15 protein-coding genes are annotated in these 18,385 nt (G+C 36.9%); 7 read left to right on the top strand and 8 right to left on the bottom strand.

The genetic code is table 11. The annotated features are described in order from the left end of the window. Positions 1-5 precede the first annotated feature (5 nt). The 6 genes from V9G42_11345 to V9G42_11320 all read left to right on the top strand — a co-directional run bounded on the left by V9G42_11345 (position 6) and on the right by V9G42_11320 (position 5,262). Entirely contained in the window at positions 6-869 is an 864-nt protein-coding gene (locus tag V9G42_11345; GenBank protein ID MEI2760013.1) for an RNA polymerase sigma factor RpoD/SigA, read from the top strand. 46 nt (positions 870-915) lie between these two features. Beyond that, on the top strand, positions 916-2,055 hold the full coding sequence (locus V9G42_11340; protein ID MEI2760012.1) for a glycosyltransferase: 1,140 nt from the start codon (positions 916-918) through the stop codon (positions 2,053-2,055). A gap of 15 nt (positions 2,056-2,070) precedes the next feature. Continuing rightward, the gene (locus V9G42_11335) at positions 2,071-3,195 is read left to right on the top strand and encodes a glycosyltransferase family 1 protein (GenBank protein MEI2760011.1); all 1,125 of its coding nucleotides are present in this window, start codon (positions 2,071-2,073) and stop codon (positions 3,193-3,195) included. Between the two features lie 31 nt (positions 3,196-3,226). After that, positions 3,227-3,592: a DUF3127 domain-containing protein gene (locus V9G42_11330; protein ID MEI2760010.1), complete on the top strand. Its 366-nt coding sequence runs from the start codon at positions 3,227-3,229 to the stop codon at positions 3,590-3,592. A 60-nt stretch (positions 3,593-3,652) separates the two neighbouring features. Beyond that, positions 3,653-4,444, top strand: a complete 792-nt coding sequence (locus tag V9G42_11325; GenBank protein ID MEI2760009.1) for an HNH endonuclease — start codon at positions 3,653-3,655, stop codon at positions 4,442-4,444. A 224-nt stretch (positions 4,445-4,668) separates the two neighbouring features. Next, entirely contained in the window at positions 4,669-5,262 is a 594-nt protein-coding gene (locus V9G42_11320) for a YdcF family protein (protein MEI2760008.1), read from the top strand. A gap of 10 nt (positions 5,263-5,272) precedes the next feature. Here the strand turns inward: V9G42_11320 and V9G42_11315 are convergent, their stop codons facing one another. From V9G42_11315 to V9G42_11280, 8 genes are all read right to left on the bottom strand, one after another. Continuing rightward, positions 5,273-6,007 (bottom strand): class I SAM-dependent methyltransferase, encoded by a 735-nt coding sequence (locus V9G42_11315; GenBank protein ID MEI2760007.1) that lies wholly within the window; start codon positions 6,005-6,007, stop codon positions 5,273-5,275. 36 nt (positions 6,008-6,043) lie between these two features. Then, on the bottom strand, positions 6,044-6,433 hold the full coding sequence (locus V9G42_11310) for an START-like domain-containing protein (protein MEI2760006.1): 390 nt from the start codon (positions 6,431-6,433) through the stop codon (positions 6,044-6,046). A gap of 64 nt (positions 6,434-6,497) precedes the next feature. After that, the gene (gene typA, locus V9G42_11305; GenBank protein ID MEI2760005.1) at positions 6,498-8,309 is read right to left on the bottom strand and encodes a translational GTPase TypA; all 1,812 of its coding nucleotides are present in this window, start codon (positions 8,307-8,309) and stop codon (positions 6,498-6,500) included. 75 nt (positions 8,310-8,384) lie between these two features. Then, on the bottom strand, positions 8,385-9,827 hold the full coding sequence (locus V9G42_11300) for an HD domain-containing protein (protein MEI2760004.1): 1,443 nt from the start codon (positions 9,825-9,827) through the stop codon (positions 8,385-8,387). After that, positions 9,799-10,386 carry an L-threonylcarbamoyladenylate synthase gene (locus tag V9G42_11295; GenBank protein ID MEI2760003.1) on the bottom strand — a complete coding sequence of 196 codons (588 nt, stop codon included), beginning with the start codon at positions 10,384-10,386 and terminating at the stop codon, positions 9,799-9,801. Before V9G42_11295 ends, V9G42_11300 begins: the two co-directional genes overlap by 29 nt. Before the next feature lie 71 nt (positions 10,387-10,457). After that, the gene (gene murF / locus V9G42_11290; GenBank protein MEI2760002.1) at positions 10,458-11,759 is read right to left on the bottom strand and encodes a UDP-N-acetylmuramoyl-tripeptide--D-alanyl-D-alanine ligase; all 1,302 of its coding nucleotides are present in this window, start codon (positions 11,757-11,759) and stop codon (positions 10,458-10,460) included. 74 nt (positions 11,760-11,833) lie between these two features. Beyond that, entirely contained in the window at positions 11,834-13,282 is a 1,449-nt protein-coding gene (locus V9G42_11285) for an SUMF1/EgtB/PvdO family nonheme iron enzyme (GenBank protein MEI2760001.1), read from the bottom strand. 40 nt (positions 13,283-13,322) lie between these two features. After that, positions 13,323-14,321, bottom strand: a complete 999-nt coding sequence (locus V9G42_11280) for a type IX secretion system membrane protein PorP/SprF (protein ID MEI2760000.1) — start codon at positions 14,319-14,321, stop codon at positions 13,323-13,325. Positions 14,322-14,526: 205 nt separating this feature from the next. Between V9G42_11280 and porU the strand changes: the two genes are divergently transcribed. After that, positions 14,527-18,357: a type IX secretion system sortase PorU gene (gene porU, locus V9G42_11275; protein ID MEI2759999.1), complete on the top strand. Its 3,831-nt coding sequence runs from the start codon at positions 14,527-14,529 to the stop codon at positions 18,355-18,357. The last annotated feature ends 28 nt before the right edge of the window (positions 18,358-18,385 follow it).

Raw genomic sequence — 18,385 nt, 5'->3', positions numbered from 1 at the left:
AATTTATGAGGCAGCTACGCATTCAAAAGTCCATAACCAACAGAGAAAGCCAATCGTTGGAAAAATACCTTCAGGAAATAAGCCGCGAAGGCATGATTACTGCAGAGGAAGAAGCAAATTTAGCTCGCAGAATTCGAGAGGGCGATGAAGAGGCATTGAGTAAATTAACTAGAGCTAATTTGAGGTTTGTTGTGTCTGTTTCCAAACAATATCAGAATCAAGGTTTAAGCCTTCCTGATTTGATTAACGAAGGCAATCTGGGACTTATCAAAGCAGCATCACGCTTTGATGAAACCAGAGGATTTAAGTTTATATCTTATGCTGTATGGTGGATCCGTCAGAGTATATTGCAGGCTATTGCTGAGCAGGCTCGCATTGTCCGACTTCCGTTAAATCAGGTAGGTTCTCTAAGAAAAATAAATAAAGTTTTTTCAAAATTGGAACAAGAATATGAACGTGAACCTTCTGCAGAAGAAATAGCTGAAATAATGGAAGTGCCGATTGAAAAAATTTCCGACACATTGAAGTCGCCCGGCAAACATGTAAGTATGGATGCACCATTTGCAGGTAACGAAGAAGCAACCTTGCTTGATGTTATGCAAAATAATGACGCGCCTGATGCAGATTACGGACTCATGAATGAGTCGCTTCGTAAAGAAATTGACCGTTCCTTAAAAACACTGACAGAGCGTGAACGCGATGTAGTTAAGTTGTTTTATGGAATAGGAGTTTCGCATAGTTTTTCATTGGACGAAATAGGTGCAAAATTTGGTTTAACGAGAGAACGTGTTAGACAAATAAAAGAGAAAGCCATAAGAAGATTGCGTTCAGGTTCCAGAAACAAATTGCTTAAAGATTATTTAGCCTGATTTAAATTTTAAGGTCAATGTTTTACCTTCGCCACATCAACAAAGAATGGCGCAGAAAAAGGTTATAATTTCCGTAATTAATGATATAGCTACTGATCAACGGGTTAGAAGAACAGCGTCAGCATTTTCTGAGCTTAACTATCAGATTATTATTGTAGGTCGAAAGTTGCCGCAAAGTTTGCCGGTTTATGAGATGAATGGTTTGCAAGTAAAGCGTTTTAATATGCCTATAAACAAAGGTCCATTGTTCTATGCATTGTTTCAAGTGAGACTTATCCTCTTTTTAATTTTTAAAAAAGCTGATGTGCTTTTTTCAAATGACTTAGATACACTCTTGCCGAATTATTTGGTGTCTCGACTGAAAGGAAGTGTGTTGATTTATGACAGCCATGAGTATTTTACTGGTGTTCCTGAATTGCAAAAAAATCACTTTGCACGCAAAATATGGACAAAGGTTGAATCTTTTATTTTTCCGAAACTAAAAAATGTCATTACAGTTAATCGTTCAATTGCAAATCTTTATAGCCAGCAGTATGGTAACATTGTGCATGTTGTTCGTAATGTTCCTGATAAAACAAATAGGATTATTTTCGATGTAGTCCAATGGAAACGCTCTGTCGGGTTTTCTGATGATAAGAAGGTGTTTATCTTACAAGGGGCAGGAATCAATATTGACAGAGGGGCAGAGGAGGCAGTTGAAGCTATGAAAGATGTAGATGCTATGTTACTTATTATTGGAGGAGGTGATGTTTTTCATCAGCTGAAAGAATTAGCACATAAACATAATGTAGCTCATAAAGTGATTATTCATCCTAAGATTTCACGTGAGGAATTGATGGCGGTAACCGCATCATGCTTTGCAGGACTTACATTGGATAAAGACACCAACATCAATTATAGATTCAGTTTGCCTAACAAGCTTTTTGATTACATACATGCAGAAATTCCTGTTATCGCAACAGATTTGCCAGAAGTAGCGGCAATTGTAAATGTGTACAGAACAGGAATTGTACTGTCTCAAAACTCACCTCAAGCAATAGCTAATGCTATGAATGGCTTAATTAGTGAAAAAGAACTTTATGACGATTATAAAGAAAATTGTAGAATTGTAGCAACAGATTTATGTTGGCAAAGTGAAAAGAAAGTATTGATTGATTTGATTTTATCCTCTGAGCGAACCCAATAAACTTTAAGACACATTGTGAAGAACAGCGGCAGGCATTTACATATTATTAGCTTTGATATACCATATCCTGCAAATTATGGTGGTGTTATTGATGTGTTTTTTAAACTGCGTGCTCTTGTTTCTGCCGGAGTAAAAGTTCACCTGCATGCATTTCAGTATGGCCGCCAGTCTTCAAGAATTCTGGAAGAGTTGTGTGAGTCAGTACATTACTATCAGCGCGATGTTTCTAAGTCTCAGCTATTCCTCAAAGAGCCATATATTGTTGTATCACGCTCGTCAGAGCAACTGATTAAAAACCTTCTTTCTGATGAGCATCCCATTCTGTTTGAAGGATTACATAGCACACATTTTTTGAACGATGAAAGACTGAAGCAGCGAAGGAAAATTGTCAGAACACATAATATAGAACATGAGTATTATAAAAATTTGGCTAAGGCAGAATCAAACATCTTTAAGAGATACTATTACTATAACGAATCAAATAAATTAGAGATTTATGAAAATATTTTATCAAATGCAGACGTGATAGCTGCCATTTCGCCTAACGACACCCAATATTTTAAGAGTAAGTATGGAAATGCGCATTACATTCCTGCATTTCATTCCTTTACAAAAGTAAGTTCCAGAGTCGGCAAAGGTGCTTATGCATTTTATCATGGCAATCTTGCTATTGGCGAAAATGATATGGCTGCACTCTATTTAGTGCAGGAAGTTTTTAAAAACTCACCCGTAACCTTACTCATAGCCGGCAGCAAACCGGGTGTTAATTTAAGAGATGCAGTTCAGAGAAAGAATAATATTACTTTACTCAGTGACTTGAATACAAAGCAGATTAACGATTTGGTTTTGGATGCACATATAAATGTGCTGCCAACTTTTCAGCCGACAGGGATTAAGCTCAAACTGCTTTCTGCACTTTTCAGCGGCCGTTTTGCACTCGTAAACACCCCAATGGTTCAAAATACGGGATTGGAGCAACTTTGCACTGTTGCAGACACGCCCGAAGCTATGCGCGAGGCACTTTCTGTAATGATTAAGCAGGAATTTACACAGATAGATATTTCGCTACGGGAAGAAATTATTATGGAAAAATTCAACAATAAGGTCAATGCTTTAAAACTTAAAAATTTGATTTTTTAAATTTATTTTTACTTTTGAAAAAAAATTCAAAATGCTTCAGATAACAGGAATACTAAAACAGAAATTTGCAGAACAGGTAGTAACAGACAAATTTCGCAAAAGAGAATTTACACTTACAATAGATGCAAAATCATCATACCCCCAAATAGTTATTTTTCAACTGGCAAATGACAAATGCAGATTGATAGAGAGTTTTCAACCGGGTGATGAGTTATCGGTTTCTTTTAATATTAAAGGCAGAGAGTGGAAATCTCCATCCGGTGAGATTAAATATTTTACATCGCTCGATGCATGGAAGATTGAAAAAACTTCGGCAGGAGAGGCTCCAATGGAGTCGCCAATGCCAACTATGTCCGAATTACCTCAGGAGGATTATAAAGACGATTTGCCATTTTAGTCAGTTATATTTATTGAAGCATAAAATCACAATTGAATCCTAATTGTAAATTTTCAAACAATGAAAAATGATTTTAAGAATGAAAAATGGGCGCTTGTAAAGCCTCCATTTAAGTTTACCAATAATCTGAAAATTGAAGTGTCAAATTTTGGAAGAGTCAGAACCTCAACCAAAATTGCAGAAAACAGAGTCCTTAAAGGAACCTTGATTAATGGATATCCTATTGTGAGATTTAAGCTTTTTAAGAAAAGAGATGATAGCGTTCAAAAACAGCTGGACCAGAAGCGAAGAAGAATTGAAATATTAACAGGTAAACTACGCGATTTAAAATCTGAATTAAAATCTCATAAAAAGAATTCACCAGCTTATAACAACCATAAAAAGAAAATTGATTTTGCTGTTGCAGAGTTGAACGGCCTAAAGGAAGTGTATAGAAAAGTATTCAGAAAAGATGAGTTGGGGCGTACCATTAACTATGCTCCATTAGTACATCGTCTGGTTGCTGATAATTTTGTGAAACAACCTTCTAAGAAGCATGATATTGTTACCCATAAGGATTATAACAAAGGCAACAATCATTATTCAAACCTGAAGTGGATGACTCAAGAAGATAATATTGAACATCAGAAGAAAAGTCCTGTTGTTATAAAAGAGAAAAAGAAACGGATTGGCAAACGCCCTGAAAATGCGTCAGGTTATAAACTAAATGAAAAGAAAGTAGCTGAAATAAAGAAACGCATTCATAAAGGCGAAGCATTATCAAAAATATCTGATCGTTTTCATGTTTCAGAAACACAACTCCTTCGCATTAAACGAGGAATAAATTGGGGTGATGTAAAAATATCACGTTAAAGTTATTCATCGTCATGATTCTTTTGTTGTAACTTGTTTTAATGCAACATATATTTTTTTTTCTCTCTAAAATTTTAGATTTTTTATTATCGCCACTCAGCTGGATAATAATCCTGTTGCTTATTTCTTTAATTACAAAGAATAAGAAGCGTAGTCGAAAGTGCTTATTTTGGGGGGTAGGGGCAATGCTGTTTTTTAGTAATCCATTTGTATTGAATTTGGTGATGCATACCTGGGAAGTTAAGGCGGTTCCTATTGATTCAATACATAAGGAGTATGATGCTGCAATCATGATGGGAGGTGCTATTAGATATGTAAACGGACAGATGCAGCGACCTGTTTTTGGTTCAGGTGCCGACAGATATGTTCAATCGCTTGAATTATTTTATCGGAAAAAGGCAAAGCATATCATTGTTTCCAGTGGTTCGGGCAGTTTGGTTTATACAGACGTTAAAGAAGCAGATTTATTACGTGACCAGATGATACGTATTGGTGTACCTGCAGATAGAGTGATTTCAGAAAATCAGTCACGAAATACCTACGAAAACGCAAGAAATACAGCTGAGATTCTTCGTAAATCGGATTTTAAACCTCCATATCTATTAGTAACATCTGCATTTCATATGCGAAGGTCATTGTTGTGTTTTCAAAAGCAAGGAATTGATGTGGTGCCTTATGCTGTTGACCAGCATTCCGGTCAAATAATGTTTACTCCTGACAAACTTTTCCTGCCATCACCGGAGGTGATACTTGATTGGGATTTGCTATTCCATGAATGGTTTGGAATAACAGTTTATAAAGTAATGGGGTATTTATAGTGGAGTTTTATTAACCCCGACTCAGTATTCTTACAGCTACTTTTGAGCCAAACGTTTTAGTGCTGTAGCATAAATACTCAAATTGAATTTGATTTTCTTTTGTGAATTCCATAAAAGCTTTGTACTCGTGTTGTTGCCAAAATGGGTAGTTAAAATATTCATCAAATAGAATAATTGTATCTTTTACAATTTGTTTATTTAGAAAGTCAAAAACTGTTTTTGTTGATGAATACAAATCACAATCGATGTGCAAAAATGCCAAAGGCGATTGGTATTTTTCAATAAAACCTGGAAGGGTTTCATTAAACCATCCTTTATGCACAATCACATTTGATTCGAAATAAGGTAGTTTATCTAATGCGAAATGTCCTGCTTTATGGGTAGATAGCCATACTTCGGGCAATCCCTCAAAAGAGTCAAATGCATGTGTTTCTTTTTTAGTTGTTTTAGCAATGTGATTGACTGAACCACCCTTAAAAACTCCAAATTCGCAATACAGTCCATCAATCCTTACTTGTTGTAGCGCAAAATCCAATGCTTCCTTTTTACTTTGCAACATTGGCACCTCACTCATGTTTTGTTCTATAAATTCACAAGTTGAATTTAATGCACGAATGCGTAATTGAGTTTCAATATCTAATGCAAAGGATGATTTAAAGTATTTTCTTTGAGATTCTACAAAGTAACGACTCTTAAAATAGCTGTTTTGTACTTTTAAAATAGTATCTTTAATTTTATGCAACACAATAAAATATATTTGAATATAAGAATATAAAAAACCTTACGATCCAATCAAGTGACGCAAATTATGGATTTGTGTGTCCCATAAACGTTGTGTTTCTTCAATATCGTCTTCTGTTGCAAAGTCAGATACCATGAGTGAAACATCTGATGTCAATTCATCGGTTGTAATTTCAAATTCTATAAAGGCATCATCACTATCGTCCAGCCACTTGAATCTAACCATTTGGTTTTCTCTTTTATGAGTCATCTTGGCTGATTGCTCATCGCCATCCCAATGGAAAGTATAAACACCTTCACGAATAGTCACATCATCAGCAAACCATTCTGATAATCCTGATGGGGTTGATAAAAAACCATATAATATTTTGGGAGAAGACCGCATCGGAAACTCCATTTTCACTTTTTGCTTTTTCTGCACTGCCTTCATTGTACGTTATTGTTTAATTTTTACAATAATAATAAAAAGAATTATACAATCCTAACTTATTTCTCTAAGCCATTTCAGCCTTCTTACTCATTCGTTTACGCTCATTTTCATCAAGATATATTTTACGCATTCTGATGTTTTGTGGAGTTACTTCAAGATACTCGTCTTTCTCGATATATTCCATAGCCTCCTCTAATGAAAACTTTATTTTTGGAGTAATCCTCGCATTATCATCACTACCTGAGGCTCTGATGTTGGTTAGTTTTTTCCCTTCACAGACGTTTACTACCAAGTCGCCTGGACGAATATGCTCACCAATTATTTGACCGCCATAAACTGTTTCGCCTGGATCAATAAAAAATGCACCACGCTCTTGTAATTTATCAATAGAGTATGCAGTTGAACTACCGGCTTCTTTAGCCAGCAATACACCCATGTTTCTTCCGGGAATTACACCTTTTACAGGTTCATAGGAGTTGAAACGATGTGCCATAATAGCTTCACCGGCTGTTGCAGTTAATACTGCATTTCGAAGTCCGATTAAACCTCTTGCAGGAATATTAAATTCAAGTCTTTGTAAATCGCCTTTGGGCAACATGCTTGTAAGTTCACCTTTTCGCTGTGTAGCAAGTTCTATAACCTTGCCTGCTACTTCTGAGGGGGTATCTACAACCAAATGTTCTATTGGCTCGCAACGCATGCCTTCTATTTCTTTATACAAAACCTGTGGCTGGCCTAATTGAAGTTCATAGCCCTCTCTGCGCATTGTTTCAACAAGAATAGAAATGTGTAGGATTCCACGACCATAAACAAGATAAGCATCCGGTGAATCAGTTTCTTCAACACGCATGGCCAGATTCTTTTCTGTTTCTTTATAAAGGCGATCACGTAAATGGCGAGAGGTAACAAACTTTCCTTCTTTACCAAACAACGGACTGTTGTTGATGGTAAAAAGCATACTCATTGTTGGCTCATCAACGGCAATAGATTTTAATGCCTCAGGACTTTCAAAATCTGCAATGGTGTCGCCAATTTCAAAATCATCTACACCTACAATTGCTGCAATATCACCACTGCTTACACTTTCAACTTTTTTTCTGCCTAGTCCTTCAAAAACAAACAATTCTTTTATTCTGGATTTTTTTGCACTTCCATCGCGTTTCATCAATGTTACAGGCATATTCTCCTTCAATGTTCCTCTCACAATTCGGCCAATTGCAATTCGGCCAACATAGTTGCTGTAATCTAAAGATGTGATAAGCATCTGCGGTGTGCCTTCAAGAGATTTTGCCGGAGGTGTTTTTTCAATGATGGCATCAAGTAAAGCTGTAATGTCAGATGTTTCTGTACGCCAGTCGGTACTCATCCAGCCATGCTTACTGCTACCATACAATGTTGGAAAGTCTAACTGTTCTTCTGTTGCTTCAAGGTGAAAAAATAAATCAAAAACCGATTCATGAACTTCGTCCGGACGACAGTTTTCTTTATCAACTTTATTAATGACTACGATAGGTTTGAGTCCTAGAGCCAGTGCTTTCTGCAAAACAAAGCGAGTCTGTGGCATGGGACCTTCAAAAGCATCAACTAATAAAATTACACCATCAGCCATAGTAAGTACACGCTCTACTTCACCGCCAAAATCTGCGTGGCCCGGTGTGTCAATGATATTAATCTTAACATCTTTGTACTGAACAGATACATTTTTAGCCACAATAGTAATCCCTCTCTCTCGTTCAAGATCATTATTGTCAAGAATCAATTCTCCTGTTTGCTGATTTTGTCTGAAAACCTGTGTCTGATGTAGTATTTTATCAACTAATGTTGTTTTACCATGGTCAACGTGGGCAATAATTGCCACATTTCTGATATTTTGCATGAAAATTTTATTTGGGGTGCAAAGATAAGACTTTTTACAGCCCGAATATTGATTATCAATAATAAAAGTAAAAAATCAGCTCTTTTTTTGTGGAGTAAGCCCAAGCTCAGAGCCTTTTTTAAGCATTAATTCAAAAGCGGCCTGTTGGTCATTTGCGCATTCGCCATCTAAAATAGCCTCGCGTACAAAATCCTTTATGATTCCAACATTAGGTCCGGGTGAAATACCAAATGTATCCATTATTAATTGTCCTGTAATGGGTGGTTGCCAGTTTCTTATTCTGTCTTTCTCTTCAACTTCTTTTAGCTTTTGTATAACCAGCTCAAAGTTGTTACGGTATTTGGCCTTCTTGTATTCATTTTTTGTAGTCACATCAGCCTGACACAACAACATTAAATCATCAATATCATCACCCGCATCAAACAACAATCTGCGCACTGCTGAATCGGTAACTATTTCTTGAGCAAGTACTATGGGTCTCAGGTGCAGTAAAACTAATTTCTGAACGTATTTCATTTTTTCATTGAGAGGTAATTTTAATTCTCTGAAAATAGGAGGGACCATTCGTGAGCCTTTGTCTTCATGCCCATGAAAAGTCCACCCATGCCCCGGCTCAAAACGCTTTGTAGCCGGTTTAGCAATGTCGTGCAGAATAGCAGCCCAGCGCAACCACAAATTATCAGTGACTTTAGCAATGTTATCCAGTACTTCCAATGTGTGATAGAAGTTATCTTTATGACCTTTGCCTTCAAAAAAATCAACTCCCTTCAGGTTGTAGAGCTGAGGAAATATTAACTTCAGCAATCCTGTATCCATCAGCAATTTGAATCCGGTTGATGGAACAGGTGAAGCAATAATTTTATTCAGTTCATCGGTGATGCGTTCTTTGGAAACTATACCGATTCTGTTTTGTTCGTTATGAATAGCTGCAAGAGATTTTTCTTCAATGCTGAAGTTGAGTTGTGATGCAAAGCGAATGGCACGCATCATGCGAAGCGGATCATCGCTGTAAGTTGTTACAGGGTCTGCAGGTGTGCGAATGATTTTATCATTCAGATCCTGCATGCCATTAAACGGGTCTATCAGTTTTCCATAATCTTCGCTGTTGAGGCTAAATGCAAGCGTGTTGATAGTAAAATCACGCCTAAGCTGGTCATCTTCTATGGTGCCTGGCGAAACCTTTGGCTTGCGCGAATGTTGATTGTATGACTCTTTTCTTGCACCTACAAATTCTATTTCAAAACCTTCAGATTTTACCATTGCTGTACCGAAGTTTTTAAAAAAAGCAAACTCTCCATCAAGCGCAGCAGCAAGTTCTTTAGCTACGGCAATGCCGTCACCGTTAACTACAATGTCAATATCCTTTGAAGGTCTTTTTAAAAAACAATCACGCACAAATCCTCCAATGACAAATGCTTTTAAATTATGCTTCTGGCAAAGTGAAGCAATCTGCCGGAACAAACTATGTTCCAACAATTCTGTTTGCAGATTATTTTCTGATAACTTTAACTTCGCCATTGTTCAAAATCCTGATTATGGAGGATGGGGTGTGTTTCATGTTTTCCTGTTGCCTGTATTTTACTACATAGTCAACTCCTGAGAGTATGGAATGTTCAATGTCATTAAATACAGCCGGTGAGGACATGTCGCTCAGGTTTGCAGAGGTGGAGATTATTGGTTTTCCAAATTTATGAATCAGCATTTTACAAAATGAATCTTTCACCAATCTGATGGCCGCAGTTCCATCATCAGCAATTGCCTTTTCTGAGATAGTGCTGATTTTTTCATAAATTATTGTTACAGGTTTTTCGGAGTATTCAATAATATCCCATGCAACCGCTGGAACATTTTGTACGCAACGATTCAACATAGCTTCATCACTTACAAGGGTAATCAAACTTTTTGATGCACTACGGTTTTTAAGTTTAAATATTTTTTCTACCCCTGCATCGTTTGTGGCATCGCATCCAATTCCCCAGATTGTGTCAGTAGGATAGACAATTAGTCCGCCATGTCTTAATATTTCAAGGCAGGATTTAATATCTTCTTTAAAAATTTCGGAGCTTGTATTTTTCATCACAATGCAAAGAAAACAGATTGAACGAATTTTTACTATTTAATTATTGAGCTAAAGATTTCAGAAAGAAATCAGTTGTTATTGCGGATGCCATCAAGCACTTTTTCCATTTTAGAACCGCGACTGCCTTTAACTAAAATTGTACTTTCATTAATAGCATGATTTTGTAAATAGTTGCAAGCATCTTCGGCTGTTTTAAACCGCAGTGCATGATCATTGAGTGTAGTGTGCAGGAAATTTTCACCTACTAAAATCAGTAAGTCTTTTTCCATATTGCTCAATAAGTCAACAATATGTTGATGTTCTGTATTTGCATCCTTTCCAAGTTCAAGCATCTCTCCAAGAATAATTACTTTATTGCCCTCATAATTTTCTGAAAGATTTTTTAATGCGGCTTCCATACTGGAAGGATTGGCATTATATGCATCAATGATAATGGTATTACTTCCTGAAATCTCTATTTGCGAACGTTGATTTTCCGGGATGTAACCTTCAATTGCTGTCTTAATTTTGTCAGATGTAACATTAAAATATCGGCCAATGCATATTGCAGCTAAAAGGTTTTCAAGATTGTAGTCACCGGTAAGGTGAGTTGTTATTTCTGCAATCTTATTTTGATTCTCGAACCAATTAAATTTAACCACAGATGCTGGAGTAGAAAGCTCGCCATAGATGCAGGTGTCCGGTTGCGTACTGTAGAAAATTACTTTTTGATAATTATGGAGGTTGTTTGTCAGTAGTTCATTGTTTTTACGGCAGAAAATTATACCGTCATTTTCCATCAGGTGTCTGTACAATTCGGTTTTTCCTTTAATAACTCCATCAATACCTCCAAATCCTTCGAGATGAGCTTTGCCGATGTTTGTGATGAGTCCGAAGTTAGGCATTGCAATCTTTGACAGCTCATGAATTTCTCCCTGATGGTTAGCTCCCATTTCAATTACTGCAATTTGATGTTCATTTTTTAATCGCAATAATGTTAGCGGAACACCAATGTGATTATTGAGATTACCTTCGGTAAATAGAACGTTATATGACGAACCAAGTACACGGCTTATTAATTCTTTGGTTGTAGTTTTTCCATTACTTCCAGTTAAGCCAATAACCGGTATTTTCAAAACTTGCCTGTGAAAGGAGGCTAATTGTTGCAAAGTTGTTAGTACATTTTCGACCAAATAAATGTTCTCACCATTTATTGTGGAGTCATCCACAATTGCTGCAATGGCACCCTGCTGTATTGCTTGTGTTGCAAATATGTTCCCATTAAAAGAAGGTCCCTTTAATGCAAAATAGATATTTCCTTTGCAAAGTTTCCTTGTATCTGTACAAACGCCTGTTGAGTTCAGGAATAAACTATGTAAATGTGCTATCATTTATATTCAATAACTTTCAAAAAGAAAGCCCCAAAAAAGGGGCTTATGTAATTTTATTTAAACATGGAAGGATATTATCCTTTCTTAGATGCTTTTTGATTAAAACCAACAGGGCTGCCTACACGTACCATTGAACAACGGAAACCAATCCAATCAGTAGATTGTTGTTGATCTAAGAATCTTCTTGTACCTGGCGACATCCAATATGCACGATCTTTCCAGGAACCTCCTTTAATTACGTGGGCATTGTCATCAATCATTGTTGTGCCACCCATTTTATATTCAATATTATCAGGCTCATCACCATCAATATCGTTAATGTAATCAGCTTTAGTATAATTTCTACGTGATTCATTTTCTTTTTCATCTACTTCGCGCCATACCATTCGGCCAAGACTATCCTTTTCAGCATATTGACCTTCTTCATCAAGAAGCGGTGTTACAAATACGTTACCTCTATATGGATTAAAGTCATCCATGTCTTCAGGAGATAATGGGCGATAAACATCTTTAACCCACTCAGAAACGTTACCTGCCATATTATATAAACCATAGTCATTTGGCAAGTAAGAAAATACCGGGGCAGGACGGTCTGCATTGTCATTTAATGCACCAGCTGTTCCCATCATGTCACCACGACCTCTCTTAAAGTTCGCAAGCATTTCACCTTTATATTTTTCAGAAGAGTTTCTCACTACGTGACCATTCCAAGGGTAAATTTTTCTGTCGGTAACACGTTCATAAACGGTATTTCCAATTAAGCCCAATGCGGCATATTCCCATTCTGCTTCTGTTGGAAGTTCGTAGCGTGGCAATAGAATGCCATCTTCCATACGAACATTACGTTCATCACGATTTGGGTTCAAATCCTCAAGTTTACTTTTTACCAAACCTTCGTATTGCCCGGCAAGATAAGCATCAGTATTAAAGTTATCTTCGTTTACCTGTGCAGGGTTAACACGTAATATTCCTTCGCGAACTAAGATTTGTTCATTTACACGGTCGGTACGCCAGCTGGCAAAATCATTGGCTTGTAACCAATTTACACCAACAACAGGATAGCGCTGATAAGCAGGGTGACGTAAATATAACTCAACCATTGGTTCGTTATAACCTAATTTACTTCTCCAAACTAAAGTGTCAGGTAATGCTTTTTTATAAACCTCAGGATAGTCAGTGCCATAAACGCGATCCAACCAATAGAGATACTCTAAATAATGTACATTGGCTATTTCAGTTTCGTCCATGTAAAAAGATGAAACAGTTACTCTGCGCGGAATATTATCCCAGTCATAAGGAATTTCTTGTTCTGTACGGCCCATAGCAAATGTTCCGCCTTCAACAAGAATTAAGCCTGGACCTGTTTCCTGTTCAGTATATGGAGTAACTTCAAATCCGCCATTCTTTTCATCATTATACTTCCATCCTGTGGTTGAAGATTTCTCTTTTTGCTTGCAAGCATTTGTTGCCATCACTGCTAGTGCAACGAAGGCAAGGGTTTTTGCATTTTTACGGAGATTCATTTTTACGTATTTGGAAACTTAATATGGTTTTATCATTAAACTAAAATGTGGGGCAACTTATTGCCTTGAACCGTTTTTTCTTTGGACGGCATTCAAACTGCAAACCTAAAGAAATTTCATGAGATCCGGCAGTAACATTATTATTTAATTTAGAAACGGTAACATCATAGGAATAACCGAACTTAAACATGTCTTTTTGTAACCCGATGAGGGCAATGAAACTGTCGCTTGACAGAAATTTTTTACCTGTATAACCTCTGTACCACAAACCACCTACAATGGGTGATTTTATGACATACAGTCCAAAGTTGAGTTGGTTGAAACCTTGCTGTTGCTGATAAAGAAAGTTTGGAGAAATGAATGTACCTTCCAATTTACCTCTATAAGTTGAAGCACCTTTTAATGGTAATAAAGCACCAACGTGTGCTGTATATTTTCTTGGTAGCGGACTTGATCCCTCAACAATAAATGCCTGATCGGGCTCTGTAATATGATGAACAGCAAAACCGCCATAAACTTTAGAGCTGTAACCTATAACACCGGCAGAAAAATCAGCAAAGCCTCTTTTTTCTGCAGGACGTACTTCTTGTGTTTCGAACACATAACCATAGCGTGGATCAATCATATCGCCAAAGGTCAGTTTGTCCCAGTCTAATTTTTCCTGAACATAGGTGGCTTGCAGACCGGCACGAATTGAGAAATTTCTTGAAATGTTTAAGTTATAAGAATAGATACCGGAGAAATTGGTGGTGTTCAGAGTTCCGTTACCAGCTTTGTCATTCATGATGATTAAGCCCAAGCCACCTGAAATGGCTTCAACATGCTGATCGTATGAAGCACTTAATGTAATGAATGTTTTATTTAAACCCGGCCATTGGTTACGGTAGTTCAATGCCAGCCTTGGGCAACGTACCGAACCGGCAAATGCAGGATTCAGATATATCGGATTGGCATAAAACTGCGAAAACTGCGGATCCTGGCCAAAACAAATAGCTAACTCCAGGCTGATAATCATGGTAAGTACAATACGCTTAATCATAGTTCATTTACTTTTCAAACTTAATTTTATACGTATAGTACTAAAATAGTTACAATTCTGCACGAATATATTGGTGGTTAAAATCTAATCGGAACAAAGTTAGGCATTAATTATTTTAATTTCAAACAAAATAAAATCCAATATTGCATGTTTCATACATGTTGTATTGTTTGAGAAGCATATTTTTGAACCCAATTACCATAACATGAAAAGTTTTTTTGCACTTCTTTTTTTAATAGGATTGACGTATGTTGCAGATGCGCAACAAGATGCGTTAATTAAACGCACTTATTCTATTGATTGGCGCAGTAATGTTGTTCTGAATGGCGAAAGCAGGCTTAATTTTACCAATTGCTTTTATAAACCGGACAGCAAGATGCCCTATTTCTCTATCGGCCTGCCTTTATCTGATAATACAAAAGTGGCAGACGTTACTATTGAAAATCCTGTTTATGAGTCATTAAATAGTATGAATACAACCGATGAGGTTACTTCAGAAATACATCCCGCAACAAAACTTTCTTACTTTAAAGGTAAACCGTCTTTGTATGTTGAGTTTGTTCCAATAAGAAAAAATCTTGTGACCGGTCAAATAGAAAAATTAGTCTCATTTAATTTAAAAGTGACATCTGGTCAACAAAGTCTGAAAATAGGTGCTACATCTTCACAGGTATATGCTGCAAACTCAGTTCTTGCCTCTGGTGAATGGTATAAAATTTCAGTTACTGAAGATGGTGTTTATAAAATTACATACAGCTTTCTGAAAGATCAGTTAAAAATTGACTTAACAACTTCATCGCCTCAGTCATTCAGACTATTTGGAAATGGGGGCGGCATTTTACCATTATTAAACTCTCAGTTTCGATATGATGATTTGCAAGAAAATGCTGTTTTTGTAAATGATGGAGGTACAGCAGGAAAATGGGATGATCAGGATTATATTTTATTCTATGGTCAGTCACCGGTTCAATGGCTTTTTAATACGGCACAAAACAGATACTACCACCAGGCAAATTATTATTCCGATTCAACATTTTATTTTATTACACTTAATGGAGGAACAGGAAGTCCAAAAAGAATTCAGCAGGCAACATCATTATCGGTGACACCGGATTTTGTAGTAAACAGTTTTGATGATTATCAATACCATGAACTAGATAAAGTAAATTTTGTTAAATCGGGACGTGAATTTTATGGAGAGTCATTCGATATAAATCTTAACCAGTCTTTTTCATTTACTTTTCCAAATATATTGCAGCAAAGTGTGACAATAAAAACAATTTTTGCCGGTCATTCGCCCGGTGTTACCAGTTCGGCATCGGCACGATATCTAAATCAGACCTTGTTTTCTGGTACCTATACAACGGGTTCACAATACACAGATGATTATGCAATGGAACGAACAACTACTTCAACGTTCTTACCTTCTGCCGGTGATGTGGTTAAAATTGACTTTACGTTTACTCCAGCTAATACAGAGTGCATTGGCTTCTTGAACTATATAGAATTATTGGCAAAACGTGCACTAACATTTGCAGGTAATGGTGTGACTGATCAAATGTTTTTCCGAAGTATGGAAGCTACCGGTGCCGGTAAAACGGCTCAGTTTAATATAGCTTCGGCACCTGCAGCAATGATTGTTTGGAATATCACCGACAAATTAAACGTAAGACAACAAATTCACAATAGTGGTTCGTTTATTACACAGGTTGACAGTACACAGCAATTTTTAGCTTTTGGAGGAAATAATTTTTTAACACCCGGTGCAATTGGTACTGTGCCAAATCAAAATTTACATGCTTTGCCACAAGCCGATTTCATCATCGTAACACATCCATTGTTCGAAGATCAGGCAAACCGTATTGCAGATATGCATAGAACTTTAGATAACATGTCTGTTAATGTGGTGAGAACAGATTTAATTTATAATGAATTCTCTTCGGGAGCACAGGATATTGCAGGCATACGCAATTTTGTAAAAATGTTTTATGACAGAGGAATTGGAAATGGTACTGAGCCAAAATATCTTCTTTTATTTGGCGATGGCTCCTATGATAACAAATATCGCAGACCAAACAACACCAATTTTATCCCAACCTTTGAATCTGAAAACTCTTATTCGTTTTTAAGCTCATTCGTTGCTGACGATTTTTATGGTTTGATGGACGACAATGAAGGGTTGTGTTCAAGTAGTGAAAAAATTGATATTGGTGTAGGTCGTATCATAGCACAAAACATCGGTGAAGCCAAAACGGTTACAGATAAGACAATTCAATATGCGTCATTGCCACAAAGCAGTGGTTGTCCGGGTTGTGATGGTAGTGGAGGAACATTAGGCGACTGGCGCAATGTGGTAACTTTTATTGCTGATGATGAGGATGGACCATTGCATGTGCCACCTGCAGAGTCATTCGCCAACTACATCAATACTTATCATAAAGCATATAATATTGATAAAATATATTTGGATGCATACAAGCAAATTTCAACACCTGCCGGTCAGCGTTATCCTGATGTGAATGATGCCATCAATAAGCGCGTAAACAAGGGTTCATTAATCATTAATTATGTAGGTCATGGTGGTGAAACCGGATGGGCAGAAGAACGCGTACTTACCAATGATGATATTAACTCATGGACAAATATTAATAAATTGCCGGTATTTATTACGGCAACTTGTGAATTTAGCAGATGGGACGATCCGGCAAGGACATCATCTGGCGAAAAAATATTATTGAGTTCTACAGGTGGTGGTGTGGCATTATTTTCAACAACACGTTTGGTATTTGCAAGTAGCAATGAAGTCCTGAACAGAGCCTTGATAAAGTTCATGTTTGATGACCCGTCTTTTAGATTGGGCGATATTATGGTAGCCAGTAAAACCGACCCCGGAAATTTGAATCTGAATACACGCAATTTCAGTTTGCTCGGTGATCCTGCATTACGATTACATTATCCTAAATTCAGTATAGAAGCTACACAAATAAATGCCCAGCCTATAATTGCATTAAACGACACTTTAAGCTCGTTGGAGAAGGTAACAATAGCAGGAAGAATTGTCAAGGGTGGACAGGTTCAATCTGATTTTAATGGGTTTTTGTATCCTACAGTTTATGATAAAGCTTCAAGCATAACCATGTTGCGCAATGATTTATCAAGCCCTAACATAACTTTTAAGCTACAGAAAAATGTTTTATATAAAGGAAAAGCCACAGTAAAAAATGGTGAATGGTCTTTTACTTTTATAGTTCCTAAAGATATTTCCTATCAGTTTGGGTTTGGGAAATTAAGTTTTTATGCTGAAAATGGCGTTGAAGATGGTGCAGGATATTTCGATAGCATAGTTGTTGGAGGGTCTTCGGCCAATATTATTTCCGAAACAGACGGGCCAGAAATAAAATTATATCTTAATGATGAACGCTTTGCTTTTGGTGGTACTACCAATGAAAAGCCAACTATTGTATGCTTGCTCTCAGACTCCACTGGAATCAATACAGTTGGCAATGGAGTTGGGCATGACATCACTGCAATGATTGACGGCAAGGTTGACCCCGTTTATGTGCTTAATGATTATTATGAAGCAGACCTAGACAGTTATTCCAGTGGAAGAGTGGCCTATCCACTTTCAAAGCTTTCTGAAGGAAGGCATACGCTTAAAGTAAAGGCCTGGGATATTCTCAACAATTCAAGTGAGTCTTACACAGAGTTCGTTGTGGCTTCTGATGCATCATTAGCACTAAAGCATGTATTAAACTACCCTAATCCGTTTACCACACACACACAGTTTTCATTTGAATATAACAAGCCTTGTGAAGATTTAGATGTTCAGGTTCAGATTTTTACCATTTCAGGTAAACTGGTTAAAACCATTTCTAAGAAGATAATTACTCCGGGTACAAGAATTGATGATTTAACATGGGATGGTAGAGATGATTTTGGCGACAGAATTGGCCGTGGAGTATATATTTACAGAGTAAAACTAAACACTGCTGATGAGTCGGCTTCTGAAACACAAAAACTGGTGATTCTCAAATAGAAACCTTTTTTATTTTTTATCGTATATT

It is taken from the genome of Bacteroidia bacterium (genome assembly GCA_037045145.1).
GTDB lineage: Bacteria > Bacteroidota > Bacteroidia > AKYH767-A > OLB10 > OLB10.
The sequence above is the reverse complement of the archived record's forward strand: the minus strand, read 5'-3'. Positions and strand labels throughout refer to the sequence as shown.